The sequence below is a fragment of the Adlercreutzia muris genome, assembly GCF_041223505.1.
Lineage (GTDB): Bacteria > Actinomycetota > Coriobacteriia > Coriobacteriales > Eggerthellaceae > Adlercreutzia > Adlercreutzia muris.
In genome coordinates this window covers 197510-222580 of sequence record NZ_JBCLQK010000002.1, presented here as the reverse complement: position 1 = coordinate 222580, position 25071 = coordinate 197510, and the positions used below count along the sequence as shown (strand labels likewise).

37 protein-coding genes and 1 tRNA gene are annotated in these 25071 nt (G+C 64.2%); 20 read left to right on the top strand and 18 right to left on the bottom strand.

The genetic code is table 11. The features are described from left to right. Nucleotides 1–7: 7 nt before the first annotated feature. The 9 genes from AAK988_RS03070 to AAK988_RS03030 all read right to left on the bottom strand — a co-directional run bounded on the left by AAK988_RS03070 (nucleotide 8) and on the right by AAK988_RS03030 (nucleotide 5031). On the bottom strand, nucleotides 8–601 hold the full coding sequence (locus tag AAK988_RS03070) for a single-stranded DNA-binding protein (protein WP_369872771.1): 594 nt from the start codon (nucleotides 599–601) through the stop codon (nucleotides 8–10). Beyond that, complete coding sequence (locus tag AAK988_RS03065) at nucleotides 585–1055, bottom strand: NinB/YbcN family protein (RefSeq protein WP_369872770.1); 471 nt, start codon at nucleotides 1053–1055, stop codon at nucleotides 585–587. Before AAK988_RS03065 ends, AAK988_RS03070 begins: the two co-directional genes overlap by 17 nt. Then, nucleotides 1055–1624, bottom strand: a complete 570-nt coding sequence (locus AAK988_RS03060) for an ERF family protein (protein ID WP_369872769.1) — start codon at nucleotides 1622–1624, stop codon at nucleotides 1055–1057. Before AAK988_RS03060 ends, AAK988_RS03065 begins: the two co-directional genes overlap by 1 nt. Continuing rightward, the gene (locus AAK988_RS03055) at nucleotides 1614–2936 is read right to left on the bottom strand and encodes a DUF1351 domain-containing protein (RefSeq protein WP_369880407.1); all 1323 of its coding nucleotides are present in this window, start codon (nucleotides 2934–2936) and stop codon (nucleotides 1614–1616) included. Before AAK988_RS03055 ends, AAK988_RS03060 begins: the two co-directional genes overlap by 11 nt. Beyond that, nucleotides 2933–3193: a hypothetical protein gene (locus tag AAK988_RS03050; protein WP_369872767.1), complete on the bottom strand. Its 261-nt coding sequence runs from the start codon at nucleotides 3191–3193 to the stop codon at nucleotides 2933–2935. The genes AAK988_RS03055 and AAK988_RS03050 overlap by 4 nt, the downstream gene beginning before the upstream one ends. A 298-nt stretch (nucleotides 3194–3491) precedes the next feature. Next, on the bottom strand, nucleotides 3492–3839 hold the full coding sequence (locus AAK988_RS03045) for a hypothetical protein (RefSeq protein ID WP_369872766.1): 348 nt from the start codon (nucleotides 3837–3839) through the stop codon (nucleotides 3492–3494). Nucleotides 3840–3841: 2 nt separating this feature from the next. After that, nucleotides 3842–4204 carry a hypothetical protein gene (locus AAK988_RS03040; protein ID WP_369872765.1) on the bottom strand — a complete coding sequence of 121 codons (363 nt, stop codon included), beginning with the start codon at nucleotides 4202–4204 and terminating at the stop codon, nucleotides 3842–3844. Between the two features lie 436 nt (nucleotides 4205–4640). Further along, nucleotides 4641–4814 carry a hypothetical protein gene (locus tag AAK988_RS03035; protein ID WP_276927228.1) on the bottom strand — a complete coding sequence of 58 codons (174 nt, stop codon included), beginning with the start codon at nucleotides 4812–4814 and terminating at the stop codon, nucleotides 4641–4643. A gap of 16 nt (nucleotides 4815–4830) precedes the next feature. Continuing rightward, nucleotides 4831–5031 (bottom strand): helix-turn-helix domain-containing protein, encoded by a 201-nt coding sequence (locus AAK988_RS03030; RefSeq protein ID WP_276927230.1) that lies wholly within the window; start codon nucleotides 5029–5031, stop codon nucleotides 4831–4833. Nucleotides 5032–5159: 128 nt separating this feature from the next. On the opposite strand from AAK988_RS03030, the gene AAK988_RS03025 reads away from it, so the two are divergent. From AAK988_RS03025 to AAK988_RS03010, 4 genes are all read left to right on the top strand, one after another. Next, complete coding sequence (locus AAK988_RS03025; RefSeq protein ID WP_276927232.1) at nucleotides 5160–5825, top strand: LexA family protein; 666 nt, start codon at nucleotides 5160–5162, stop codon at nucleotides 5823–5825. Nucleotides 5826–5838: 13 nt separating this feature from the next. After that, complete coding sequence (locus tag AAK988_RS03020; RefSeq protein ID WP_276927234.1) at nucleotides 5839–6135, top strand: hypothetical protein; 297 nt, start codon at nucleotides 5839–5841, stop codon at nucleotides 6133–6135. 8 nt (nucleotides 6136–6143) lie between these two features. Then, the gene (locus AAK988_RS03015) at nucleotides 6144–6395 is read left to right on the top strand and encodes a hypothetical protein (RefSeq protein WP_276927236.1); all 252 of its coding nucleotides are present in this window, start codon (nucleotides 6144–6146) and stop codon (nucleotides 6393–6395) included. Nucleotides 6396–6520: 125 nt separating this feature from the next. Then, nucleotides 6521–8032, top strand: a complete 1512-nt coding sequence (locus AAK988_RS03010) for a recombinase family protein (RefSeq protein ID WP_369872764.1) — start codon at nucleotides 6521–6523, stop codon at nucleotides 8030–8032. Nucleotides 8033–8263: 231 nt separating this feature from the next. Here AAK988_RS03010 and AAK988_RS03005 read toward each other — a convergent pair whose 3' ends face one another. The 7 genes from AAK988_RS03005 to AAK988_RS02975 all read right to left on the bottom strand — a co-directional run bounded on the left by AAK988_RS03005 (nucleotide 8264) and on the right by AAK988_RS02975 (nucleotide 15563). Further along, nucleotides 8264–9202: a type II secretion system F family protein gene (locus tag AAK988_RS03005; protein WP_240806238.1), complete on the bottom strand. Its 939-nt coding sequence runs from the start codon at nucleotides 9200–9202 to the stop codon at nucleotides 8264–8266. Nucleotides 9203–9207: 5 nt separating this feature from the next. After that, nucleotides 9208–10185, bottom strand: a complete 978-nt coding sequence (locus tag AAK988_RS03000) for a type II secretion system F family protein (protein ID WP_369872761.1) — start codon at nucleotides 10183–10185, stop codon at nucleotides 9208–9210. Then, nucleotides 10149–11480, bottom strand: a complete 1332-nt coding sequence (locus AAK988_RS02995) for a TadA family conjugal transfer-associated ATPase (protein ID WP_151430232.1) — start codon at nucleotides 11478–11480, stop codon at nucleotides 10149–10151. The genes AAK988_RS03000 and AAK988_RS02995 overlap by 37 nt, the downstream gene beginning before the upstream one ends. A gap of 11 nt (nucleotides 11481–11491) precedes the next feature. After that, on the bottom strand, nucleotides 11492–12874 hold the full coding sequence (locus AAK988_RS02990) for a CpaE/TadZ family protein (RefSeq protein WP_369872760.1): 1383 nt from the start codon (nucleotides 12872–12874) through the stop codon (nucleotides 11492–11494). Further along, the gene (gene cpaB / locus AAK988_RS02985; RefSeq protein ID WP_369872758.1) at nucleotides 12871–13668 is read right to left on the bottom strand and encodes a Flp pilus assembly protein CpaB; all 798 of its coding nucleotides are present in this window, start codon (nucleotides 13666–13668) and stop codon (nucleotides 12871–12873) included. Before cpaB ends, AAK988_RS02990 begins: the two co-directional genes overlap by 4 nt. Before the next feature lie 346 nt (nucleotides 13669–14014). After that, nucleotides 14015–15115: a site-specific integrase gene (locus AAK988_RS02980; RefSeq protein WP_369880406.1), complete on the bottom strand. Its 1101-nt coding sequence runs from the start codon at nucleotides 15113–15115 to the stop codon at nucleotides 14015–14017. A 106-nt stretch (nucleotides 15116–15221) separates the two neighbouring features. Continuing rightward, on the bottom strand, nucleotides 15222–15563 hold the full coding sequence (locus tag AAK988_RS02975) for a hypothetical protein (RefSeq protein WP_369880405.1): 342 nt from the start codon (nucleotides 15561–15563) through the stop codon (nucleotides 15222–15224). 25 nt (nucleotides 15564–15588) lie between these two features. Between AAK988_RS02975 and AAK988_RS02970 the strand changes: the two genes are divergently transcribed. Further along, the gene (locus AAK988_RS02970; RefSeq protein ID WP_369880404.1) at nucleotides 15589–15828 is read left to right on the top strand and encodes a hypothetical protein; all 240 of its coding nucleotides are present in this window, start codon (nucleotides 15589–15591) and stop codon (nucleotides 15826–15828) included. Between the two features lie 138 nt (nucleotides 15829–15966). Here the strand turns inward: AAK988_RS02970 and AAK988_RS02965 are convergent, their stop codons facing one another. Continuing rightward, nucleotides 15967–16878 carry a DUF2806 domain-containing protein gene (locus tag AAK988_RS02965; protein ID WP_369880403.1) on the bottom strand — a complete coding sequence of 304 codons (912 nt, stop codon included), beginning with the start codon at nucleotides 16876–16878 and terminating at the stop codon, nucleotides 15967–15969. Next, nucleotides 16878–17354: a LexA family protein gene (locus tag AAK988_RS02960; protein WP_369880402.1), complete on the bottom strand. Its 477-nt coding sequence runs from the start codon at nucleotides 17352–17354 to the stop codon at nucleotides 16878–16880. The genes AAK988_RS02965 and AAK988_RS02960 overlap by 1 nt, the downstream gene beginning before the upstream one ends. 304 nt (nucleotides 17355–17658) lie before the next feature. Between AAK988_RS02960 and AAK988_RS02955 the strand changes: the two genes are divergently transcribed. From AAK988_RS02955 to AAK988_RS02885, 15 genes are all read left to right on the top strand, one after another. After that, nucleotides 17659–17952: a helix-turn-helix domain-containing protein gene (locus AAK988_RS02955; protein ID WP_369880401.1), complete on the top strand. Its 294-nt coding sequence runs from the start codon at nucleotides 17659–17661 to the stop codon at nucleotides 17950–17952. 37 nt (nucleotides 17953–17989) lie between these two features. Further along, nucleotides 17990–18241 (top strand): hypothetical protein, encoded by a 252-nt coding sequence (locus AAK988_RS02950; protein WP_369880400.1) that lies wholly within the window; start codon nucleotides 17990–17992, stop codon nucleotides 18239–18241. Between the two features lie 364 nt (nucleotides 18242–18605). Then, nucleotides 18606–18836 (top strand): hypothetical protein, encoded by a 231-nt coding sequence (locus AAK988_RS02945; RefSeq protein ID WP_369880399.1) that lies wholly within the window; start codon nucleotides 18606–18608, stop codon nucleotides 18834–18836. A 7-nt stretch (nucleotides 18837–18843) separates the two neighbouring features. Next, a tRNA-Arg gene (locus tag AAK988_RS02940) sits at nucleotides 18844–18918 on the top strand. A gap of 54 nt (nucleotides 18919–18972) precedes the next feature. Continuing rightward, nucleotides 18973–19209: a hypothetical protein gene (locus tag AAK988_RS02935; protein ID WP_369880398.1), complete on the top strand. Its 237-nt coding sequence runs from the start codon at nucleotides 18973–18975 to the stop codon at nucleotides 19207–19209. Further along, nucleotides 19206–19412 (top strand): excisionase family DNA-binding protein, encoded by a 207-nt coding sequence (locus AAK988_RS02930; protein ID WP_160324662.1) that lies wholly within the window; start codon nucleotides 19206–19208, stop codon nucleotides 19410–19412. The genes AAK988_RS02935 and AAK988_RS02930 overlap by 4 nt, the downstream gene beginning before the upstream one ends. Continuing rightward, complete coding sequence (locus AAK988_RS02925) at nucleotides 19409–19663, top strand: hypothetical protein (protein WP_369880397.1); 255 nt, start codon at nucleotides 19409–19411, stop codon at nucleotides 19661–19663. The genes AAK988_RS02930 and AAK988_RS02925 overlap by 4 nt, the downstream gene beginning before the upstream one ends. Beyond that, nucleotides 19650–20093: a hypothetical protein gene (locus AAK988_RS02920; RefSeq protein ID WP_369880396.1), complete on the top strand. Its 444-nt coding sequence runs from the start codon at nucleotides 19650–19652 to the stop codon at nucleotides 20091–20093. The genes AAK988_RS02925 and AAK988_RS02920 overlap by 14 nt, the downstream gene beginning before the upstream one ends. Then, the gene (locus AAK988_RS02915) at nucleotides 20090–20458 is read left to right on the top strand and encodes a RusA family crossover junction endodeoxyribonuclease (RefSeq protein WP_369880395.1); all 369 of its coding nucleotides are present in this window, start codon (nucleotides 20090–20092) and stop codon (nucleotides 20456–20458) included. Before AAK988_RS02920 ends, AAK988_RS02915 begins: the two co-directional genes overlap by 4 nt. Beyond that, complete coding sequence (locus AAK988_RS02910; protein ID WP_369880394.1) at nucleotides 20455–21000, top strand: hypothetical protein; 546 nt, start codon at nucleotides 20455–20457, stop codon at nucleotides 20998–21000. Before AAK988_RS02915 ends, AAK988_RS02910 begins: the two co-directional genes overlap by 4 nt. A gap of 41 nt (nucleotides 21001–21041) precedes the next feature. Beyond that, nucleotides 21042–22289, top strand: a complete 1248-nt coding sequence (locus tag AAK988_RS02905; RefSeq protein ID WP_369880393.1) for a ParB/RepB/Spo0J family partition protein — start codon at nucleotides 21042–21044, stop codon at nucleotides 22287–22289. After that, nucleotides 22282–22785 (top strand): hypothetical protein, encoded by a 504-nt coding sequence (locus AAK988_RS02900; RefSeq protein WP_369880392.1) that lies wholly within the window; start codon nucleotides 22282–22284, stop codon nucleotides 22783–22785. Before AAK988_RS02905 ends, AAK988_RS02900 begins: the two co-directional genes overlap by 8 nt. Then, nucleotides 22778–23566, top strand: a complete 789-nt coding sequence (locus AAK988_RS02895; RefSeq protein ID WP_369880391.1) for a hypothetical protein — start codon at nucleotides 22778–22780, stop codon at nucleotides 23564–23566. The genes AAK988_RS02900 and AAK988_RS02895 overlap by 8 nt, the downstream gene beginning before the upstream one ends. A 9-nt stretch (nucleotides 23567–23575) precedes the next feature. Beyond that, nucleotides 23576–24250 carry a conserved phage C-terminal domain-containing protein gene (locus AAK988_RS02890; protein WP_369880390.1) on the top strand — a complete coding sequence of 225 codons (675 nt, stop codon included), beginning with the start codon at nucleotides 23576–23578 and terminating at the stop codon, nucleotides 24248–24250. Then, nucleotides 24234–24962, top strand: a complete 729-nt coding sequence (locus AAK988_RS02885) for an ATP-binding protein (protein ID WP_369880389.1) — start codon at nucleotides 24234–24236, stop codon at nucleotides 24960–24962. Before AAK988_RS02890 ends, AAK988_RS02885 begins: the two co-directional genes overlap by 17 nt. The last annotated feature ends 109 nt before the right edge of the window (nucleotides 24963–25071 follow it).

Here is a 25071-nt window from a genome sequence, read left to right as displayed (position 1 = left end):
AACCTCCTTAGAACGGGATGTCTTCGTCGTATACGCTCGTGCTTGCGTCAACGACTGGCATCTGCTGCTGAACGGGCTGGGAAGGCTGCGGGGCGTACTGCATTGGCTGTTGGTAGCCGCCCTGCTGCTGATAGGGTTGCGCCTGCTGCGGAGGCGCATACTGCTGGGGAGGAGCGTACTGCTGCGGCTCCTGGTAGGGCTGGGGCTGCTGATACTGGCCGCTATACTGCTGCGGTTGCTGATAGCCGCCCTGCTGGTCGTTGTTTCGGTTGCCCGTGAACACGATGTCATCAACGATGACCTCCAGCTTGCTGCGCTTGTTTCCGTTCTTGTCCTCCCACTGGGAGAACCGAAGAGAGCCGTCGATGAAAACCTTCGTGCCCTTCGATAGGTACTGGCTGACGCTCTCTGCACGCTTGCCGAACATGGTGCAGTCAACGAAGTTTGCGCGGTCTTCCCACTCCCCCGTCTGGTTGTTCTTGACGCTGCCGTTCACGGCGACACCAAAGCTCAAAACGGTCATACCCGAAGCGGTTGACCGCACTTCGGGGTCGCGGGTCATGTTCCCGCTGATTGTCACTCGGTTAATATCCGCAGCCATAGTCGTTCCTTTCTGGCTCGATAAAGCTCATACGTGCTATCTCTTCGGGTGTTGCAACGTCGATTCCCTGCGCTTCGCACTCCTCGCGCATCCCCTCTATGAGGCGGCTGAACTCTGATGAGTCCATGCGGGAGGAGCCTTTGTAGACCTTCAACGTGCGCCGTTCCTCGCCGTCTATGAAGTCAACTCCCAAATCGTCGAAATACTTGAAGTAGTCGCCTGCTGGGACGCTCATGCTTAGGCTCATCACCTCACACACTCCGTATTCGCGGAGCATATTCAGATGCACCTCGGTGTCGCCCATGTGCAGCTTTCGCGCCAGCTTGTTGAGCATTGCCCAGTAGTAGGCGTTCTGCGTCAGGCTGCGCCTCTTCTTGACCTCCTTGACCTCGTACTGCTTCTGTGGGTCGCATTCGGTCAGGTAAGCTATGCACTCGTAAAGCGTCCCTCTCATCAGACGGCCTCGAACACTCGGTTCCCGCACTGGCAGACGCAGTTAGCCGCCTGCTCTGGGCTTTGGAACTGGTACTGGATTCCACAGGCCGTGCAAGCACCTACGAAGGGCTGTCCCGATGCTGGAGGGCTTCCCTGCTGGCGGTTCTTCTTGGTGTTGGGGTTTTCCTCGTAGCCGTCGGCGTCCTTGGTATCGTCGAGGGCGAAGAGGTTGCCGAGCGCACGCTTTCCCGCATAGGAGGCCGCGCTTCCAGATACCTGCGAGCTGTCCATCTTCGGCTTGGAGTCTGGCTCGCGTGCCGACGCCTTTGCGGTCACGCACTCCCCAGTGAGAACATCCGTGAGGGTCACAGTGGTGGTCACGTACACCCATCCGTTGTCCAGGCAGCGCACCTCGTCATCGCAGATAAGCGTCAAGCCGCGCTCGTGGCACATCGGCTTCGCAGCTTCCAGGATGTCCTCTTTCGAGCGGTAGTAGAACTTGCCGAACTTGTTATAGGTGCCCTTCTCCACCTTCAACTTGCTCTGGATGTCCAGGAGCTTTTGCAGGATGCTGTCGTTAGGCTCCATACTGGAACACCTGCCTCTGGGCCGCTTCCTCCTGGGCGACGCGCTGCGCCACTTCCTGGAGGACGCCTTGCTTGAAGGTTCCAGTCACACCTACGAGGCCGCAGAGCTTGCCGATTGCCTTGCATTGCTCGACTGTCGCGCCGTCAATAATCATCACGTAGGGTTTGACGGCCTGGTTTATCGGCTGCTGCGAGGCGCGTAGGGCCTCCAGGACGTTCTGCTGCTTCGATTCGGGATAAGTAGCCATGATTGCCGCTATCTGTTGCGACACGCTGCCAGAATCGACCACAGGCATAGGTTGAGGGGCGGCGATGGGCTGCATGGGCTCTTGCTGCGCTGGAATCGGCTGCATCGGCCTATGCTCCTGCTCCATCGTCATGGGGTCGAACGGCTCATAACCGCCATCTTCAACGGGATTCACAGGCGCATCGTCGTAGGCATCGATGGGAACCTCGTCATCGGCAGGCTCGGCATACTGGCCCATTTCTGCCTTCATGGCCTCAATCTTGCGGGCGTCCTCTGCCAGCTTGTCGGCGTAGGCAGTTGCCTGTCCGAGGTCGAGCGTGTTGAAGAACTGGATTTCGGCCTGCTCGAAGAACTCCAGGTTGAGACGCTTCAACGTCTCCCAGTCGGCGGCTACCTTGTCCACCTTCTCTTCAAGCTCGATTTTCGCCTTCTCCAGGGTCGGCGTCTTGTTGAGCCACTTGGGGTCGGCAATCTTGTCGTAGGGAACGACCTCCGCCAGAAGACCCGCATAGCTCTCGTAATGCTCGCGCAGCTCATCTTCCTTCTGCGTCTTGCGGGCCTCGTCAGCTTCCTTCTCCACATCGTTGAGGCGCGTGGACACATCCTTCACCTTGTCTCGGATGCGGTTGCAGTCTGCCTCGAATGAGTTGAGGGGCCGCAGGTACTCGTTCTTCACGGCCTTGCGCCGCTCGTCAATCTGCTTGGCGAGTCCGTTGAGGTACTTGCGATGCGTAGCGCATTGCTTCACGTCCTCCTGGCTGTCGGCAGAGGGCTCCCAGTCCTTGTAGGTCTCTATGATGCCGTCAACGTAGGCTTCGAGCGCGGAGAAGTTCGCGGAGAGGACGCCAGGGCTAAAACTCACGGCAAGCTCCCCGGCCTTAACAGGCTCGTCCTCGATGATTTCTGCCTCGACAACAACGGACTCGTCCTCATGCTCGTCTGCAACAGCCTCGGCAGCTTCGATAGCCGCCTTGATGTCGTCCTTGGAGCGGAGGCCCTTGATGTCGATTCCGCGCCCCTTGGCGTATTCGCGCAGCTCGTTGATTTTCATGGTATTCAGACTCACTTGTTGTCACCGCCTTCCAGCGATTTGGCGAACGCAATGAGTTCGTTCAGCTTGTCGATGTCGATTTCTGCGTAGTCGATGCCGCTGTTGTAGATGCCTCTCATGAAGTAGCTCCACTTGCCGTCCTCGTATACGGCTTGCAGGGTGTAATCGTCATGGTCGTTCCGAAACGCAACCTGGTAGGTGTTCTCGCTCGCGCTGGTGACCTTGAACTTCGCGGACATCGAGAGCAGCATGAGATTTGATTGAATGCTCATCGTTGGTCACTCCCGATCAACGCCATTCGGTCGGCAATGAAGTCGATTTCCTGGCGGCATTCGTCTTCGGGAGGGCTGACCCTCGCGGGGGCGATGGTGAACCCGAGCCACCATCTGCCATCCTCGTGCAGGTCTCCCGCATACTTGGCACGGGGGAGCTTGGGGCCACATTCGACTGCGATCTGCTCCTCCGTCTTCCCGTGGAGCGGGTGACCCTGGCGCACGGCCACGTAGCCCTTCGTGCTGCCGTGCCTGCCGTTGATCAACCCGCAGTCGAGGCCCGCGTGCCTCCATTCCTTCATTCGGCATCCCCCTCCGCAGCATCGGGCTCGTCATCGGCGTCGTCCTTGCGGCCGAGATCGATGATGGTCACGTTCACGTGGCCGTCGGCGATGGCCTGGCGCATAATCTCCTTCCTGACGTTGACGAGCGCGTTGCAGGCGTAGTCGGGGATGTCGGAGCCGTACACGTCCGCGCTATTGGGGATGGTCGGGAAGTTGAGGCCAGCGAGGAGCCCTTGCATGAAAGCGAAGTCGATGGGGTCTTTCACCTCGCCAAGCGCATCTGCGACGAGGCTGACGCCCTCGGTGGTGAGCATCTTCTTGCAGCCCTCCGTCGCGTCCTGCGGCTTGATTGTGTTGAACATGGTTAAACGTCCTTTCGGTGTGTCGTCGGGAGATAGCTGACAGGCAGCAGCCCGTAGCAGTCGATGTCTGAATCGCGGAAGATGATTGGGGCCTCCAGCAGCGAGTCGTCATAAATAACGAGGTATCGGCTGATGCCAGCCCAGAAGTCGTTGCTGAACCTGAAATCGTCGTCGCCGACCTTGATGAGGTTATCGACGCACCATGCGGCAACCCTGTCGCGGACGCGGCCAGAGTTCTCTTCCGATTGCATGGTCTTCACGTAGCGGTAGATTGCGAAGAAGGCCGACTTGTTGCCTTCCATCCATCGGGCGGTGCGCTCGATGAGCCTGCGCCCGTTGTTGATGCGCTCTCCCGTCTTGGTCAAGCTCGTCCTAGTATGCGGGGAGGGAATCGGCTTCACAGCGACCATCCCCAACGAAAATGACCGTAAATCCAGGTGACTGCGTACATGAGGAGAAAACCTGCGAAGACGACTGCGGCCACTTTTGCGCAGTCCTTCGCGCTGGTATAATCTTTGGCGTGAGCGGGCTTCCTACGTCTCACAGGCTTATGCGCGTCCCTGCGGCGACCAACCAACTGGGGGCGCGTTGCCTTTTGCGGGGGCATGACAATCTGCCTACCCTGCGCATTGAGCGGCGGTGCGTTTCTCTGCTGCATTCCTTACCATCCTTTCTAGTCCGTTGTGTATCTCGCCCAATGTGATGTCCCTGGGGGCAATCACGGTGACGATTCCGTTCTTGCACCTGACTTCGCGTGTGCCTTTCTCGAAGACGACCGAATCAGGTGGTGCCGCATTCATGTCATCCCCCGAAATGGGTGAGCAGAACATCGGCTGCGGTCGGCACCGTCTCCATCTGGCTGTTGGAGTAGAGGTAGGGCTTCTCGCAACCATCAAGAACGAACTTCAAAAGAGCGTCCTTGACTGCTGCCAGCTCATCGCTCGTCAACACCAGACGATGCTTCTTCTCTGCCACGTGGCACCTCCTTTCTTTATCCAGCCTTTGCCAGGTCGAATGTGTTGACATCAACGTTCAGTGCGTGACAAATCGAGAAGTATTCCTCTGCGGTGAGATTGCGTTCACCGCGAAGAGAATCGGACAACGCCTGCTTGGTCATGCCAGTCTTCTTTGCGATAAACGCCTGCGTGATGCCGTTTTCTTCGAGATATTCCCGAATCCTTTGGTAAACCATCTTTACTGCACCTCCCTTCGGTATAGGTTTACTTTACCCACAATAGTACATTATTTCTGTACTGTCAATCAGGATTTCTTTACTTTTTAAGCATTTTTAGCTACACTGGAAAGAGAAAGGAGGTAGACATGGCAGAAGTTCGGAAAAACGTGCAGCAAAAGATAATCGCTCTGGTCGAACATGAAGGAAGCCCCAAGGCTTTTGCAGATAAAATTGGAGCAACGAAGCAGGCTGTATATAACTGGATGAAAGGCAGTAACGCCCCAGATATAGAACGAATTGCTAAGATTGCCTCTGTCTACAATCTGCGCTTGTCAGATTTCCTCAATCCCGACCATGATTCTCACATTGACTCACGTAGGGAGAATTGGATAGAAATACCCTTCTATGGTCTCATTGCAGCGGGAACGCCCATTGAAATGATTGATACCGAAGACACTTACTTGGTGCCGTCGAAGATAGTCAACGAGCATCCAGGGCACCGCTTGGGAGTCCTCCAAATAAAAGGCAACTCCTTCAACGCCGGAGGCATCTATGATGGCTTCTTCGTCGTCGTTGACTTTAACGAAACCGAGCCGACCAATGACCACGACCCATATGCCGTGAGCATCGACAACGAGACTGCAACAGTAAAAGCCATCGAGGTGTTAGAAGATGGCATACGCCTGTTGCCCAACTCCTATGACCCCACGATTCAGCCAATCACGTTCGACTACAGCAAGGACGAGGGCAGGGACGTGTCGGTACTTGGCAAGGTGATATGGACTTTCGCGCCGTTTAACTACAGGTTCTAGGGAAAGGAAAACCATGGGTTTTATGAAGTCGGTTCGCGCCAACGTGGCGCAGGACACAGCCAAGGACATCTTGAAGCAGATTCCAGAACAGGACGGCTACATTCACGTGGCCATGTTCGTGTGCTTCGGGAGCGCAGGGAATACCATGGCAATGGGTGGCGACGCCAAGTTCAACACCCAGGCAAACGAAATCCTTTCTGCCATGCAGGCCGCTGGTCTGCAAGTGCTTGACGTAAAGTTCGAGTGCGACCCTGGACAAGGCGTCAGCAGCAAGGCTATCGGCTATCACGTTCTCGTGACCTACAAGTAGGAGCCATCATGCCCAAAACGCTCCGATTCGAGATAGAGCTTTCCGACAAACACGTTGACGCCATCGAGACCGTCAAGAGCCTGCTGATGACAGACCCCGCCACGGGCATCACGCATGAGACTCCCCTGGAGCAGGTCTACGCGGAGCTTGCGAACGTGGGCCTCGCCGTCCTGTCTAAGGACATGATGGGTGATGGAACTTGGGAGAGGCACAGCGAGGAGGTGCAGCTTGGCAACGCCGTTGACGACCTATTGAAGTAAAAAGCCCCGCGCATAAGGGCGGCAACCCTGCGCGAGGCTTCGCAGACAAACCGAAAGCTATTCCACCATAGGAACGCGAATGCGAGCACTCGCCTTTCGCTTCCAGTTGTTAGGAGCATTTTATCATGGCACGCCGCCAAGAGGGCTACTACATCATGTATCTACGCAAGTCCCGTGCAGATGCCGAGAAGGAGAAGTACGGCCAATTCGAGACGCTTGCGATACACGAGAAGACCCTGACAGAGCTTGCCCAGCGCAAGCACTACCCAATCGCAAAGATATACCGCGAGCTTGTTTGCGGCGAGAGCATAGAGGAGCGCACCGAGTTCAAGAAGGTGCTTGACCACATCGCCGACCCCTACTGCCTGGGCGTCATCGTTCACGCAGTAGACCGCCTTGGACGAGGCGACCCGATGGAATACGGCCTCATCCTGTCATCGCTCAAATATACCAACACGTTGGTAGTAACTCCCAACAGGGACTACGACCCAAACAACCCCGACGACGCCCAGCAGCTAAAGCTCCAGATGTTCGTCTCCAACATCGAGTTCGAGCATATCCGCGAACGCCTGCACGGCGGCAACATACGCTCCGCGAAGGACGGGAACTACCAGGGCTCAAAGCCGCCTTACGGCTACGACAAGGTGCCCTACAAATCTGCCCTGACCCCCAACGCCAAGGAGACACCAATCGTTCACTTGATATTCAAGCTGGCTTGCGACGGCCTCAACAAGGGCGCAATCGCAAGGCATCTGAATGATTCTGGCATACCGACGCGATTTGGGTGCTTGTGGGTATCATCGCGCATAAGCACCATACTCTCCAACCCTGTGTACAAAGGCATGGTCAGGTACGGCTATCGAAGGCAGCGCGTGGTGTCACGCGACGGATTGAAGTTCGTCAAGAAGACCACCGTTAGCGAAGAGGGCAAGTACGTCCTAGTCAAGGGCAAACACGAGCCGCTTGTGACCGAAGAAGCCTGGGAGCTTGCAAACAAACGAGCTTTCGAGGGCGTTCCCGTGAAGCGCAATTTGGGCATCAAGAACCCGCTCGCTGGACTCATTGTGTGCGGTAAGTGCGGGCGTGCACTCATCAGGCAGACGGTCAGGAACAAGCAGCGGAAGCCCTATGACCGCTTGCACCATGCCTATTACACCGAATGCCAGTGCAAGAGCATTCGCCTTGACTACGTGATGAACTGCCTATGCGATGCCCTGGAGGAGGTTGCCACGGAGCTGGAGACTGGCAGCGTCCAGTGCGGAACCGACCCATCCGAGATTGAGGCCATCGAGCGAACCCTGGCCGACGAGTCGCGGAAGCTGGACAAGCTCATAGAGCTGTTCAACGCCGATGCGATAACGGTCTATGAGTTCAAAGACCGAAGAGAGGCGTCGGACGTTCTTGTGAAGCAGTTACGGGAGAAGCACGATGAGCTGACCGCCAAGATGGTTGACCCAGACGAGATAGCATTCACGACCCGCGAAGCCCTGATGCTGTTGAGGGATGAGAGCGTCGATGCGGAGTTGAAGAACAACGCCCTAAAGCGTTTCGTTGAGAAAATTGAGTATGAGGAAATCGACCAGGCAAGAAAGAACCGCCAGATAAAGCTGACCGTGCATCTTCGTGGTTTGAATTAGCTATCATCCACTCATCTGTACGCCGACGAGGATGGCGTACTCCGTGGTGCCCTGGCCCCGAGTGCTCGCCAGCTTTCCGTGCAGGCTCGCGCACAGGGCCCGCGTTTCCTCGTCCACCGTTTTCTTGAGACGCCTTATGCGACACGTCGCGGTCTTCCAAAGCTTCATCGGTCATGTCCCTTCTCTCGGTATGTCGTTTACCATCATGTCGTTTGTTGTCGCGGGGGCCCATCAGAAGCCTCCCGCCAGTTCCAGCAGCACGGGGCCGAGCACGAGTATGAGCATGGCCGGCAAGATGAGTACGCCCGTGGGCACCATCATCTTCACCGGGGCCTTCGCCACCTGCTCCTGCTTGCGGGCCTTGTACCCGCTGCGGGCCTCCCGCGCCGCGTCCTCCAAGTTGTCAGCCAACGTGGCGCCGAACCGCAGGGAGCGGACGACGTTCTCCACCACCCGCTCGAAGAGCGGCGAGTCATAGGAGGCGGCGACGGCGCGCAGGGCCTCGTCGCGCGATGCCAGGCCGCAGGACCACTGGCGGTGGGCATCGGCAAGCGCGTCGGCGAGCATCGTGCTGAAATGCCCCGTGTACAGCTCGAGGCTGCGATCGAAGGACATGCCGCTGCGCATGCCGAGAGCCACCACATCGAGCATCTCGGAGAGATCGCGCTCCATGGCCTCCGCCCGGCACCGAGCGCGGTGGCGCAGGGCCCAGGGCAGCGCCTGCCACCCCGTCAGCGCTCCGGTGGCTGCCAGGCAGCAGCCCAGCTCGACCGAGATCGCTCCGCCAGCCAGCAATCCTGCCAGCAGACCCCCGACGGCCAGCCGCACCCGGGCCTCCCAGCAGCCCCCATCGGTCAACCGTCCCGCCATGCCGGCAGTCGCGGCGCTCTGGGTGCTGGGGCGATCGCGCAGGAACGCCGGCGTCCAGGGCACAGCAAGCGGGCTGTCCATGCGCTGCGACAGATAGGCCGCATAGGCGACGATGCGCTCGTCCACGGACTCGGCCTTCCTCCGCCCCTCGCGACGCAGAGATTGGCTGCCGTCCGGACGGACAGCGGCCCGATGGCGGGCTCGGCGCTGCCAGACGCACCCGCACCGCCACAGGCACCAACCGGCCGCTCCGGCCGAGAGCAGCGCACCGGCCCCGTAGACTCCGTTGACCCAATCCACGAACCTCACCTCCCGTCAACATCGAGCATCCGTTGAACCATGAGCACCCCGGCCGCCTGCATGGCCAGGGCCATGGCCAGTAGGGCCATGCCGGGGACGCTTTCCACGAACGGCCCCAAAAAGCCCGGGCTCATGAGGGAGAACAGCGCGGCGAGCACGAAGGGCATCGCCGTGACGATGCGAGCCGAAAGCTTCGCCTGGGCCGTCTGGACCCGCAGTGAGCGCGCCAGCTCGATTTCCCCTTCCACCGATTCCCGAGCGGCGTCGAGCACCGGGGCGAGGCTGCCACCACAAGTGTGCTGCACATCGAGGGCGACGGCCACGAAGGCCAGCTCGGACACGTCGCTGCGACGACGGAAGACCGCAAGGGCCTCGCTTGCCACGCCGCCGGTCTCCAAAATGCGCGCCGAGGAGAGGAACAGTGCCCCCAGCGGGCCCTTCATCTCGGTGCCTGTCTGCCGCAGGGTCTGCATGAGCGAGAGCCCGGCCCGGAAGCACACTCCGAGCGATCGGAGGGCATCGGGCACCTCGTCGCGCAGGGCATTCTGGCGCCGTTCGGCATCGGCCCGGGCGACACCGCCCGCAACGACGGCGGCGCCTCCGGCCACGGCCGCCCCGAAAACCGGGGAACCGGTCAGAACCCACCCCAGGACCACAGATCCCGTGGCAAAGGCCAAGGCGCACGATGCCACCGCCTCTGGCGCAGCGTCGATACCGTGGGCTCGGCAGAGGATCACCGCGCCGTCGGCCCACCGGGCCGGCGCTCCATGGCGCAAGAGCCCTCGGGCCACGGGCCTGAACGGCAAGACGCCGTGGCGAAGCCGCCATTCCAGCCACGAAGCAGACCCCGCGCCGTCGGCAGCGAGCAGCGCCCGGGCCCGCAGGCGCCGATCCCTGCGCCCGAGCCAGTCGCGCCCGAGCAGAAATCCCGCCGCACCCGAGGCTGCTACGCCGACAACCGTATATCCAGTGAGCGGATCCATGCCTTCACCTCCTTCTTATCGGCAATGCCCGTCCAGACAAGCTCCTCGATCCAGGGCGGCCAACCAAGCCAGCGGCCCTCAGACTGGCCCGCCTCCCGCCGGTAGAGCGGCGTCAGCATGCACCGGCGCCGCTCGAAGTCGAAGGCCATGGAGGCGATCTCCGATACGCATCGCTCGCCGCCGGGACGCCGGGCCGTCTGCACCACGAGATCGAAGGCGTTGCCGATCTGGGCCTCGATAGCGTCGAGGGGCAGATCGACCCCGAAGCGCACCATGGTCACAAGGCGATCCACCGCCTCGCGGGGCGAGTTCGCATGAAGCGTGGTGAGCGAACCCTCGTGCCCCGTGTTCATGGCCTGAAGCATGTCGATGGCCTCCTCGGAGCGGCATTCCCCCACGATGATGCGATCGGGACGCATGCGCAGGGCGTTGACCACCAATTCACGGATGGTGACCTCGCCCGTGCCCTCTGCATTGGGCGGCCGCGCCTCAAGCCTCACCACATGGGGATGGCCATCGAACTTCAGCTCCGCGGCGTCCTCGATGGTGATGACGCGCTCCTCGTGGGAAATATGGTGGGACAGGGCATTCAGCAGCGTCGTCTTGCCGCTCCCCGTGCCGCCGGCCACCGCCAGGGACTTCCGTGCGAGCACCGCCCAGACGAGGAAGCGCTCCACGGAGCCGTCGAAAGAGCCACGAGCGCGCAAGTCGCCCAACGTCATGGCCCGACGCGTGAAGGAGCGGATCGTGAGGCAGGGGCCGTCGATGGACAAGGGCGGCACGACGGCATGGACCCGATGGCCTTGGGGTAGCCGGGCGCTGACCAGTGGCGACGATTCGTCGATGCGCCGGCCAAGCGGACCGAGGATGCGATCGATGAGAGCCCGCACCTGCTCGTCGCTCTCGAAGGACACCTCAGAGGGGATCAGGCGGCCGTCGCGCTCGACGAACACGCTGCGGGACCCGTTGACCATGATCTCGGTCACCGACTCGTCCCGGATGAGAGCGTCGAGGGGCCCAAGCCCGAACACCGTGTCGATGAGGCCGTCCACAAGCCCCCGGAACACCGCGGCATCGAGGTCGCGCCAGGGCTCCCGCGTGGCGAGCCGGCGGCAGGCCGCCCGTATCTCGTTGCGGGCCCGCTCGGGACTCTCCCCCACGATGACCGCCACCCGATCCAGGGGCACGATCTCACCGACGGCGGCCCGCAGAGCCTCCATGCTCCGTGCTGCACGGCCATCGTCCTCTCGGCGCTGGGCCTCCTCGATAGATTGGACCCTTTCAAGAAATGCCATGGGATCACCGCCTATCGCTTCACGGCTTCGGAGGCCGCCGGAGCGGCCGCGTCGCGCCGGCGGGAAGCACGGCCCCTCCGCGAGCGCCGCGGCTCGCGGACCCGGGACCTGGCCAGACCGAAACGGGCCATGACGCTCTCCTGGGCCGCGGCCGGAACACCGCGGGCCGCCGTGGGAAGCAGCTCGTCGAGCATAGCCTCGACACTCGCGCACAGTCCGTTGCCCGAGGCGGCCAAAGTTGAGGCGAGACCCGCGCCGAGCAGCTCCTCCACCTCGGGACCGCCGTCGGCCAGCTCGGCCACGTGGGCACCGTGCAGAGCACTTGACACGTCGATGGACGTGAAGGGTGCGTGGCGGCCGCAGCGGTTCACGGCCAGCAGGAACGACCCTGTGGCGATGCCGCAGCGCAGGCACAGATCGAGAGCATGGCGGCAGGCCCGCACCGAGGACGCCCGTTGGTCCACGAGGAACACCGAGGCCGCGCTCTGCTCGAGCAGATGGGCATGGAGATCGCTCCAGCTGCCGCCCGTGTTGACAACCACCAGATCGAAGCGGGCCGCCAGCTGCGCTACCACCGTCTCGAAAAGGTCACCGACCGCCTCGGCCCGCTCTAGGTTGCGCGGGGCCGAGACGAGCACAAGGGCCTCGTCGGCCAGAGCGGCCAGTGCCGCAGGGTCGGCCGCAGCCTCCTCGATGGACAACGCCGGGCACGGGCCGGCCAGCTCGTGCAGATCGCCGAACTGGAGATCGCCGTCGAGCAGCGCCGTGCGCAGGCCGCGCCGCGCAGCCAGATGGGCCGCCAGCACCGCCACCGTGCTCTTGCCGGCCCCACCGCTGCCGCTCACCACGGTGAGAAGGAAGCCCGTCGGGCGCCCTGGAGCGCCCCCGGAGGGAGAGCCGCCGCGCGAGGTGGCCCCAGAGGCGTCGAATCCCCCGTCCGGACGCGCGCCGTCTCCCCCAGCGGCCGAAACGGCGGCCTCGTGACAGCTCTCCGCACACCGCCCAACCATCTGCGAACCGTCGGGTGCGACGCCCTTCCGGGCAGCGGCCTCAAAGCGAGCCGCAAACTCGCCGGGACCCAGCACGCCGTCGAGCCCTGCGGCGTTGGCCCGAGAGCGGGTCGAACCGGATTGGTCGCCCACGAGGAACACCGCGTACTGCGGATGATCGCCCTTAAGGGCCGCGGCGAGATTGACTGCCTGCACCTCCTCGCTCGATGCGACCCAGACCTCCGCCACGGCATCCTCGCGGCCGAGAGCGGCGCGCGCCTCCGCAGCGCTACGGTACGTCTTGAGCCACGGCGCCTCCAGGGGCGTTCCCGCCGCCAGACCCAGGCGCTGAGGCTCGGCAAGGTCGGTGCCGCAGGCGCACAGGATGCAAAGCGGCGCGCTCATCGGGCCACCTCCCCGTCGATCCCAGCCGACGAGCCATCCGAGGAGGCCGCCGTCGCCGCATCATCAGCGACGGCGCTTGCCCCGTTCTCTGAGGCAGCGGGGGCGGCCTGCCCCGCCGGCACCCCGAGATCCGCGGCCTCGCCATCGGCGGCCGTCGCCTCGGTACCGTCGCCGATGGCCGGCAAGGCGAAGTACAGTTCGAGATTCTGGGCCGCGGCCACGATCTCCTGGACCCGCTCGGGATCGACAGCCAGGGTGACCCACTCGGCAGCAGCCGCAGAGCCCTCGGCTGCCGCGCTTGTGGCCAGCACGAGAGCGCCAGCCACAAGCTTCGTCGTGGACACCGGCCCCGTCGCGTACACGTCGACGGTCATGCCCGCCTCCACCGAGCCACCAACGGCCTGCACCGCCCGGGCAGGCACGCTGATGGCGGCCTTCCCCGTGGGAACGCTCAGGGAGGCAGCCGCAGCCTCGGTACGGCGCACGGTGATGACCTCGCCCTTCACGATGCTCGACCCCAGACGCTTCCCCACGATCTGAGCGGCATCGGTCACGGCGCCGTCGGGCAGAAGATCGGCCACCCACAGCTTCGTGACGATGGCGTTTCCGTCCACCACCTCGCCGGCGGCCAAATCCCGCTTCGCGACGCACACTTCTATCTGGTCGCCACCGTAGCGCTCGAGGGCCGCAGCCCGGGCCTCGTCGACCTCGCCTCGAACGCTTGCCAAGTACAGGCCCACGCACAGCGCGCAGACGACGCCGCATGCAATGCCCGCTATAGTTGTCTTGCTCATTCTCATGTCATCTCCCGCCATTTGGAAACACCAGCATTATGCATTCCCAAAACCGTAGAAATGACGTGGCAAATTCGCACTTGATACCCGCCGCGCACCGACCCCGCATCGCCCGAAACCGCCCCCAAAGCGCTCCAGCGTCGCGGGCGACCGTCCGCAAACCGTCCCAGCGTCGCGGCTGAACCGCTCGGAAGGCGCTCGGACATGAAAAGAGCCCCATGGCTGGGGCTCTCCTGATTCCTCTGGTGGTCGCGGAGGGATTTGAACCCACCTTCAACTAGCTTCCCAACTGGGGAAACTCCGTTTCAGTCTGCCATGTCTGCCAACTTCACAAGCCCTCCACGGCCTAGCCGAGCGCCGCATCGATGATGTCGGCGTCCTCGTAGAGGTCGGCTATCCGGTGCTTCACGTAGCGGTTGAGCGTCGTAGTCACGTCCACGTGCCCCATCCACCGCGACAGCTTGGACACCTCGATGCCGGCGGTGATGCAGCTCGTGCCGAAGCTGTGGCGCATGGAGAACTGCGTCATGCGCGGCACAGGCGTCCCGTCGTCGAACCTCGCGCCCTCGTTGAACACCTTCTGGAGCCTCCCCCGGGCGGTGGACGGGTTCATGCGCCCTCCGTCCAGGCCCCGCACCACGGGGCCGTCGGGAAGCTCCCACTCCTCCACGATCTCCCGCGCCCTGCGCATCATGGGCACGTCGCGCACCGCCTTGGGGGTCTTCGGCGGCCCCAGCTCCGGCCCGTGTTCGCCCTCGGTGTACGCACGGCGGATGCCTATCCTGCGGCCGGCGACGTCGATATCGGCGGCGTCCAGGCCCAGCACCTCGCCCTTGCGCAGCCCGAACAACAGCCCGAGCACCACCATGCGCTCCTCGGGCGTGCCCGCCCAGTCCCGGCGCACCCAGTCCACCACGCGGCCTATCTTCTCGAAGCTGGTGAGCCACGCGCCCAGGGCCTCGGGGTCGCGATGGGAGGCGGCGGGGTACTCGTAGCGGAACCCGGCGGGGTTGACGGGGATGACGCCCATCTCCACGGCCAGGGACATGACCGAGGACAGCGTCTCCCGGGCGTTTGTGGCGGTCTTCCTCGTGGGGCACGACATGAGCATGCGCTGTATCTGCAGCCGCCCTATGTCCTCCATGGCCATGCCGCCGAGCGCCGGCAGTATGCGGAGGCCGAGGTCGCGCTTGTAGCCCTTCACCGTGGATCCCTTCAGGCGCGTCTTCTGCGGCCAGAAGAAGTCCTCGACGAACTCCGCCAGGGTTATGCGGCCGTAAGACTTGCCGCGGGCCCGCTCCTTCTCCACGAGCCACGCGCGCTCCGCCCGCTCGGCCTCGGCCTTGGTGCGGCACTGCCTGGTGCGCCTGTCGCGCGAGCCGTCGAGGCGCCGGCCCATGGTGACGTCGGCCACCCAGAGGCCGCTGTCCAGCTTCCTCACGGACATGGTACAATTGCACCCGCCTTCCGTTAATTCGGTCGGTACTTTTCCGAGCCCCGCGCCATCCGCCAAGATTCAGCGGGGCTCGCCTTGTCTACATATTTCGTTGCCGCTACATCCCGGCCGATCGCGCCGCGAACGTCACGGCGGCGTCAACCGCCTTGTCCACGATCTTCTCGCCGAGCGACTTGCCGGCATCCCCCGCCGCCGCGGCGATGCGGGAGGCCTCCCATTTCTCCTTGCGCTCGAAGTACCTGAGCGCCCCGTAGGACAGGCGCACCGATGCGGAGCAGTCCATATACTCGCTGGCGTCCGCGAAATAGCCCTGGCGCTTCAACTCCCAGTACTCGGGAACGTCGAAGACATCGACCATGGCAGCGCCGCTCGCGTCCGCCCCGTCCAAGATGGAGCGAAGGTACTCCTCAAGATCCTCGTCCAACGGCTCGAACTCCATGCGACATCCCTTCTACTATGCACCCATGACGAGCGCAGGAAACACAACTCCCCGCCACCGCGTGGTGGGCCACATCTACGACCAGGCAGTGGCCCTGGGCATCGACTGGCGCCTGCCGTGCGACCCCGACATGAACGACCTGTGCGAGCGCGGCGAGCTGGCGGGGGTCGTGCCGGTGGTCACCTACCTGCCGTCATCCGATGCCGAGGCGGTGTTCGACGGCAGGGCTTTTCTCGTGCTGTCGGAGGAAAAGCGCGATGGATAAGCTTCTGCTGCTGTCGGCCGTCACGCTCTTCGCGGCGGGAGCCGCCATGCTCGCGCTTGTCGCCCCCAGGCTCATCGCTCTCGTCTGACCTCCCTACTCCATCTCCCTCGCCGGCTGGTACCACACGATCACGCCCGGCTACTCCATTTCCTCGACAGTTGCGCCCCAGTACTCGAACCAGTCTAGCAGGGCCCTCTGAAACTCGGGATCGCAGCCGATGCCACAGACCATCGCCAGCTCACGCCCGTACACCGTGAACTCGGGATAGCTGATGTGCAGCGACCCCTCCCCTTTACACACGAGGTAGCGCCTGCCGCCCATGGAGAACTCCAAAGTACCGTCCTGCTGGAACGGAAGCTCGCCGTAGACGTAGCCGCCGAAGTGCATCCTCGTCAGCCCCAAGGTGTCCAGGGCCTCTTCCTCCTCGCGCGGGATGGCGATGTCATCCATCTCGTTCGACCACACGAACGACACCAGCCTCGTCTCGTCGTCCGAGACCCGCGCCTCGATAGCGCGCTCGCACAGCTTCTGGAAGGCCGCAGCCTCCCTCCTAGACATGTCATCAAGGATGCTCATCGTTTTCTTCGAGATCGAGCCGGGACGCTCCAGCTCGCCGGCGAGTATCTTCCCGAAAAGAGCCAGGATTTCCTCGTCGCTCACGTTCTCGACAGAGGAAACGAAGTTGTTCACGAAGCCGCTTCCGGGCTCCGTGAGGGACGTTTTGTTCCCAAGCTCGGCCTCCGCGTAGTCGAAGGCCTTCCCAACATTTGTGAGCTTCTGCGCCCCTCTGTATATCTCGTAGGCCTGCGCCGGCGCGTAGGCCGCAGGAGTCCCTGCCTTCTTCAGATCCTCGGCGATGCCTACCAGTCCCCGCGAGACCGTCTGCGCCGCATCCACGTAGACCGACGCCGCGCCGGAAGGGTCGATGGCCTCCCTAATGCGCCTTATGATCCCTTTCGGGGTCTCTCCGCCCTCCGCCGAGTGGTAGTGTTTCTCGTTCTTGAAGATGTTGGCCTCTCCCGAGGCCGAGGGGCTGAAGTTGCCGTCCATCAGAACCCCCAATCGAACGGCAGCACGTAGTACACGACCTCGCCTATAACGGTGACGGTCTCAGTGCCCGGCTCGTTGTAGTTGTACGTCTTCGGGGTGTAGGTGGGGTCGGTGGAGTCCGGCACCAGCTCGAAGCCGTTGTTGAGCTTTCGCACCCGCTTTATTGTGGCGTCGTAGCCGTTCACGCACACCGCGTAGGGCTTGCCGTTGTCCTCCACCGTCTCGCAGGGGTCGACGAGCGCGTAGCACCCGTCGGGCAGCACGCGGTTCATAGAGTCCCCCTCGACCTTCAGCAGAAAGGCGTTGGGGTACCTGTCGCACACCTTTGAGGGGACGGGATGGGTGCCATCCACCTCGATCATCTCGATGGGAGTGCCGGCGGCGATGGAGCCGTAGAGGGGCACGTCAACAAAGTCGCAGCTAGTTGGACTTAAAAGCTTCAACCCCTTAAACCCAGACAGGCTTACCGAGTTCATATCTACACCAAGCCCTCGGTAAATCTTATCGGTTAGTTCCGTGCGAGTGTTTTTCATACCACGGCTTAATGCGCCATAGATGGACGTTGACGGCTCTTCGATCGCTTCCGCAAACTTCGGAACGCTCCCAAAGTTTGTTCTTATCAATTCTCGGAGTTCCTCTTCAAGAACGGCCATCATTCACCTCCTATTCTCAATCTTCGTGGTCGATATTACTAGATTTGAAAAAAAGTAGTCAATATTCTATTGCAAGATTACCAAAGCTGGTATAGGATGCTTACTAATTTTGGTAAGGAGGTGAGAAATGAGCCTGTCAAACATGAGGGCAGAGTTGAAGCGATTCGGCTTCACGCAGCGTGAGGTGGCTGCCTACCTGGGTATGAGCGAGAACAACTTCGGGTTGAAGTTAAGCGAGAAGGTGTCCATGACCATTGACGAGGCGAAGGCTATCCACGAAAAGTTCCTGCCGACAGTCAAGATGGAGTACCTATTGCAATCCGACGGCGACAAGCCGACCTACGAGGAGCAGCTGGCCGCCTACGCGGACATGGTGCACGAGCACGCATCCGGCCCCAGGAACGCGCCGGAGGCGGCGTAGCAGAAGCGCCGGCAAGTCTCTACCAGAAAGAAGGCCCATGGAAGAAGAACCGATCCTGATCTCGCTCGATCATCCCGACGGTAGACGCTTCAACCTCGCCGACTTGGACGACCTCGGCGAATTCGTGCGCGAGGCGCGAAGGAGGGAGCCGAACAACATCGGCCTTGTCCTGGCACACGCGCTGCTGCTCCAGATCGAAGAGCTGTTCAGCACCGAGCAGCCGGCGGCCAAGGCGACCGACGAGCAGCGGGGAGCGACGAGGCGCGACGAGCGCAAGACCATCGCCTAGCGGCCCCGGCACCTTGAGAACCGAGCATCTTGGAGACGGGCACCGAAACGGGCGGCCGCAGCGCCGCAACGCGCCGAAGCCGCCCGCCCTGGCCTCTTGCCCTGCTAGCGCAGTGCCGGCGGTTGCGCGCCGGCAGACAGCCGTGCCTCTTACGGAGCCACCCGTGCGGCGCACCACCTGCGCAGGGACCGCGTCCTCAAAACATCCGCCAAAGCAAGGCCTCCTTTCCGTCGAAAGTGTTCACTTTGGCTCCGCAATGGGAACGCCAAGAGGATAGCGCAAGGACGCGCCGTCTCCAAGATGCTCGGCTCTCAGACACCAGCGGCCATCGGCTCTCTTCAGCTAGAAAGGAGGTGACCGAGATATGCCCGAGACCGGATTCCCCGTGGAGGACAAGGCGCTGTTCGTGCGCCGCCTGAACGACGCCCTGGTCGAATGCGGGGCCGAACGCTACGACTACCTGCGCGAGACGCCCATGGAGTATGTGCGCGAGGGCGACCGCGAGTACGTGGCCTGCGGCCATCGCCGCGCCTGCGTGGCCATGGACTCGCTGCCGGCCATGATGGCCGACATCTACAGGCAGCTGTCGCTGTAGGCCAGCCGCCCCCGTAGCTCAACGGACAGAGCGCCGGCCTCCTAAGCCGGGCGTCCGGGTTCGAGTCCCGGCGGGGGCGCCAATTTCCCAAACGAGTTCGTAGTTTCCAGTTTCACCAGATCAGATAGGAGAAGAGATGTCACCTGAGAAAGTCACCGAGGCCATGGAGGTCATGGCCGAGGCCCAGCGGGAGGAGCCGCCCGAGGGCGAGCGGCCGCGCCCATGCGACGTGCTCGTGGGGCACGTCGGGGCCGAGCGCCAGACCGTGACGGTCACGAGCTGCGGCAGCCGCGTCATAGACGCGCTGACCGACCACGGGTTCTACGTCCGCGTGTACGGGGGCGGGGCCCGCGTCGAGTGGAGGGAGCCATGATCGCCGAGTGGCCCGTGCCGGCCGAGCTGCCCCTGTACGCCACCATCGACAGGGCGGCCGAGATCGCCGGGGTGTCGCGGGACAAGATGCGGGAGTGGGCGCACGACCAGCGCGACCCGCTGCCGCAGATGCAGTGCGGGAGGAAGCGGCTGGTGCGCGTGGCGGCGCTGCCGGCCTACCTGGAGAGGAGGGAGTGCGTATGAGGAAGATCGAGATGCCGGCGCGGCGCCGCTACCAACGTCAGCCGCGCCGGAAGGTGCATCGTCGCCCTTACGCGACGCCGGAAGTGTACCGCATCGCGGGACTTCGCATCAAGGCCCTGGCCCGCGCGGCCGCGCCGTTCCTCGCGTGCCTGGCGCTGGTCCTTGCGGTGTGGGGCTACTCCATCGCCCTGTGGGACACGGCCTACAGCGTGGGCCTGGGAGCATCGGGGGCGGCCCATGCGCAACGCTGACGGGATCGAGACGGCCCTCTACGACGGCGCGCCCATGGCGCCCGAGCGGCGCGTGGAGCACGCCCTGGCCTGGATCGCCGGGGACTACCCGCGCAAGTGGCTGCGGCTGGTGGGCCTCTGCGAGGAGGCCGCGCGGTCGGGCTGGCCCCGCATCCGCCGGGGGGACCTGTTCGTGCTGGCCTCGCAGCAGGGCATGGAGATGAGCCTGTGCCGGGAGTTCCGCATGGACAACAACCTGTGGTCGGTGCTCTCGCGCTACCTGCTGATGTTCCGCCCCGCGCTCGCCGACGTGATCTTCCCGCGCCTCACCCCGGAACTGGACGAGGGCATCGACTTCGAGGCCATGTGGCACCGCGACGTGGCCGCCAACACGTTCTTCCGCGCCCCCACGTGGGAGGCCGCGGCGAGGCAGAGGGGGCGGGCGGCATGAGGGCGTCCATGACCATCGAGGGCCGCATGCCGTCCCTCAACGACTACATCAGGGCAGAGCGCGGCAGCCTGTACGCCGCCAACGCCATGAAGCGGGAGTGCACGGACGCCGCCGCGTGGGCCGCCAGGACCGCGCGGATGCCGCGCTTCACCCGCCCCGTCACCGTGCGCTTCACATGGGTCGAGCGCAACAGGCGCCGCGACATCGACAACGTGGCGTTCGCCAAGAAGTTCGTCCTGGACGGCCTGGTGGCCGCGGGCGTGATCGGAAACGACACCCCGCAGTACGTCGCCGGCTTCGAGGATCGCTTTCTGTACGACGGGAGGAATCCCAGGATCATCGTGGAGGTGGACGACGGGGCATGACGAGGAAGGGAGCGAAGCAGCGCGAGTGGACGGTGGCCGACCTGCGGTACCTGCGGGAGAACGCCGGGAGGCTGCCCCGCCGCGAGCTGTCCCGCGTCCTCAAGCGCGGCGCGCGGGCCGTCGAGAGCCAGGTGTACCTCATGAGGAAGTCCGGCGAGGACATCACCCTGCGGTGCTTCCGCAGCCGGCTGTCCACGTGCCCCGCCTGCGGGGCGCTGCGCAGCCGCATGGGGTCGGAGGGCATCTGCGAGCCGTGCCGCCGCCGGCGCCAGCTGGCGAAGGTGCACCACCGCATATCCGACCTGCTCGCCCAGCTGCCGCCCGGGGATAGGGCCGTCTACGGCGAGACCGAGGCCGAGACGGAGAGCGCGTGGGACCCCATGCCCTCTCCCCCGCCGCTCTCGGGCCTCACGGCCTACGAGCGGGCCAGGGCCGAGGAGGCCCGCGAGATCGCCATCGAGGACTGGCTGGCCCGCAACCTGCGCCGCCAGGTCAAGGCGGCGCAGAAGCGCAAGGAGCGCATCGCCAAAAAGCTGAAATGAGTTCGTAGTTTCCAGTTTAACCAGATCAGATAGGAGAGAGAATGCACATCAACGAGAAGGTGCCCATCGAGGACGTGTTCCCGCTCAAGGACGAGCACGGCAACGACTTCGCCCGGCGGGACTACGCCCTGAAGGCCAACCGCGACTACGTGGCCCGCCTGGCCGAGTCCTTCGACAAGTCCACCCTCCAGCCCGACGAGATGCCCGTCCTCGTGCAGGACGGCGGCATCTACTACATCGCCGCCGGCAACTCACGCGTTGAGGCCATGCGCCACCTGGGCCTGAAGTTCTTCCGCGCCGTGGTGCTGGACGACACCGTGGAGGAGGCCATCGAGAAGAAGCTGCTGGAGACGGCGGTGCGCACCAACGTCAAGAAGACCTACGAGGACGGCGAGCTGGCCGAGTTCACCCGCCAGCTGCTGCTGTTCGGCGACGACCAGTACGTGAGCGAGGTCACCGGCCTCGAGAAGGCCCGCGTCGGGCGCATCCGCAGGGGAGCCCCGCACGCCGGCGAGGCCGTGGACCAGATGCCGCTGGAGTGGTACGAGGCCGTGGGCGAGGCCGAGGAGGCCGGCGACGCCGAGCTGGTGGGGGCCCTGACCGCGGCCAGCGCGTCCACGTGGCGCGGGGCGCTCTCCCAGATGCGCGCCAAGCGCGATGCCGAGGAGAGGAAGGCCGCCCTCCTGGAGGCCCTGGCGTGGGCCGGGATCCCTGTGGCGGACTCGGACACAGACATGTCGGGCCTGCGATACGTCTCCTCTGTCAGCACGGCGGATGAGGTCAAGCGCCGCGAGTGGCCGGAGGGCAGCGTCGCCTACATGCAGTGGGATACCTACGGCTACGTCTACGCCCCCGAACCGGAGGCCGATCCGGCCGTCGAGCGCGCCAAGGCCGAGCTCGACGCGGCCCGCGCGCAGTTGCGGGAGACGCGCGAGAGCCGCGGGGAGTGGCTGGCGGGGAACCTCGCCGGGATCGAGCCGGGGTACCTCGTGGGGCTGTTGCCTAAGGGGAGCGAGCTTGCCGTCTACGCCGACGACGTGATCGACTTCGCCGAGGCCTACGGAGCCGACATCCCCACCGGCCCCGAGGTGACGGTGGCGGCCTACTGCGCCCTCACCGAGTGCGCGCCGTGGGTGGGAGACCTACACAACCTCGACCCGGAGGCGTGCCAGATGTTCGTCAAGCTGACCGATGCGCTGGAGCTCAAGGGCTACGAGCCGCCCGAGGCCGAGCAGCGCCTGTACCGGATGTGCGCCGACGCGCTGGGGAAGGAGGACGGAGATGAGTAGCCTCACCGCAGACGAGCGCCTGGCGCTCCTCAACGCCATGGCCAAGGCCGTCAAGCCCCGGCTGGACGAGGCCAAGGCGGAGGCCCAGGACGGCCTCATGGACCGCTTCGCCGAGGACGGCACCGACCGCCGCGCCATCATGGTCGGCGGGGAGAAGGTCGGCGAGGTGGGCATGAGCTTCACCAAGGCCGCGCCCGCCGTCAAGCCGGGGCACGAGCGCGAGGCCCTGGAGGCCGCCATCGAGATGGGGCTGGTGGACTGGTCGAAGGTGCCCTCCGTCCTCGTGAAGGACTGGCAGAAGCGGTTCAGCCGCGTGGGAGACGCCGTGGTGGAGGCCCAGAGCGCCGAGCTGATCGACTGGCTGGAGTGGACGCCCTCCCGCGCCAAGGGGGCCTCGGTGCGCGGCTGCGCGCCCGAGAAGGTGCTGCCGGCGCTCACGGCAAAGCTCGGCACCGGCGGCATCGCCGCGCTGCTGGAAGGGGGAGACGGTGAGTAGCGAGATCGTCAGGGCCGAGCAGCAGGGCGCCCTTGAAGTGCGCCAGCAGGTCAACCAGATCCAGTACCTCATGAAGGAGGTGCTGAAGCCCGGGGAGCACTACGGCACCGTCCCCGGATGCGGGAAGAAGCCGACGCTGCTGCAGCCGGGGGCCGAGAAGATCTCCTTCATGTTCCACCTGGTGCCGACCTACGAGGTGAAGCGGTACGACATGGCCGGCGGCCACCGCGAGTACGAGGTGAAGTGCACCCTCACGAGCCGGGACACCGGCGAGGTCATGGGCGAGGGCGTGGGCACCTGCTCGACCATGGAGAGCAAGTACCGCTACCGCAGCAAGTGGGTCAACGGGAGCAAGGTGAAAGAGGAGAACCCCGACATCGCGGACACCTGGAACACGGTGCTCAAGATCGCCAAGAAGCGCGCGAACGTTGACGCGGTGAAGTCGACCACGGCGGCCTCGGACATCTTCACGCAGGACATCGAGGACATGCCCCAGGCCTTCCAGGCCCAGCAGCCCAAGCCGCAGGCACCAGCCGCGCCGCCGCGGCCCCGCCCCATCGACGAGTACAAGCTCGCCCTCATCCGCGCCCGCGACGAGCGCGGCATCCCCGTGAAGGACGCCATGGCCAAGGTGCGGGAGACCATCTCCAAGCCACCCGAGGAGTACGACGCGGCAGACGTCGCCTCCGCCGTGGCCATCGTGGACGCCCTGGGGGCTGCCGCACCCGAGTACGAGATCGCGGAGGAGCTGCCCCTCGCCGAAGACGACATCCCGTTCTAGGAGGCGGCCGTGAACTTTCTGGACGGGTACTTCAGGACGGGCGACAAGATGCGCTCGAAGAGGGCGCGGCAGGAGTTCTACTGCGCCGTCGTGGAGTTCTACTACAAGGGCGTCGAGCCGGAGTTCAAGACCGAGGCGGCCGAGGTCGGCTTCGAGGGAATCCGCTACTCGCTGGAGAACTCCCGTAAGCAGCGGGAGAATGCGAGAAACCCCAGGGGAGGTGGTGAATCTGCTCCCGAGCCAGACGCTAGCCAAACGCCAGCCGAAGCAGAGCCAGACGCTAGCCAAAGGGACAGCCAAACGCCAGCAAAGGAAGAAGTAAAGGAAGATATAGGGATACCCCCCTATAGTCCCCCCGCCGATTTCGACGCGGCGCCGGCGGGGGACTTCCCATCCCTCTGCCTCGCCGCCCTGGCCGAGGCCACGGGCCAGGCGTACACGACGATGCCGGCGAGGTGCCGCCGCGAGCTCGAGCGGTGCTCCGGACGCTTCGATGCCGCCCAGGTGCGGGGCATGATCGAGTTCAAGCGGGACGAGTGGCGGGCCGAGGACGCCGCCAAGGGCACCAGGTTCTCGCGGAACCTCACCCCGAACACGCTGTTCTCGCCCGACCACTTCGAGCAGTACATGGGCCAGCTCCTAGCCCACCGGGAGGAGGTGGGGCGCTATGCCGAGTACGACTGAGCCGATGCCCTGCCCCCACTGCGGGCGGCCCCTCGCGCCCCTCGCGGCGAGGCTCTGCGGCCGGGAGGTGTTCGCCGGATGGGAGCCGTGCGGCTGCGACGGCGCCGCAGCGGCCAGGGCCGAGTGGGAGGCCGAGCGCGAGCGGGCCGACAACGCCGCCCGAGCCGCGTCCTGGGAGCGGAGGCTGGAGGCGAGCGGCATCCCGCCGCGCTACCGCGGGGCGTCCCACCCCTGGGCGCCGAGGCTCGCCGAGCGCATCGCCGCCGGCGACGGGCTGTACCTGCACGGCCCCAACGGGACGGGCAAGACCACCCTGGCGTGCGCCGCGGCGCTCATCTGCCTGCGCAACGGCATGGGCGTGCGCTTCGCGGTGGCCACGAAGCTGCTGGACGAGCTGCGCGAGTTCGGGCAGGACCAGCGAGGGCTGCTGGAATCGCTGGCAGCGTGCGACCTGCTGGTGGTGGACGACCTGGGCAAGGAGGGGGCCGCGACCCCCAGGGCGGCCGAGAAGCTGTTCGACCTGTTCAACGACAGGTACAACTCCCAGACGCTAGCTCACCCGCGCCCAGTGCTCGTCACGAGCAACTTCCCGCGCGGCAACGTGGCGGCGCGGGTGAGCCAGGGCGGGGCCGGCGTGGCCATAGCGTCGCGCCTCAAGGAGATGACCGAGGCCGTCGAGATGGGCGGCGAGGATTGGAGGAAGTCGTGCTGACCAAGGACACGCTGCCGGAGATGTACCGGCCGATGATGGGGAGGCCGAGCGTCAGGCTCCCCCGCTGCCCCGTCTGCGGGCGCACCTCCCCGCTCGAGCAACACCACGT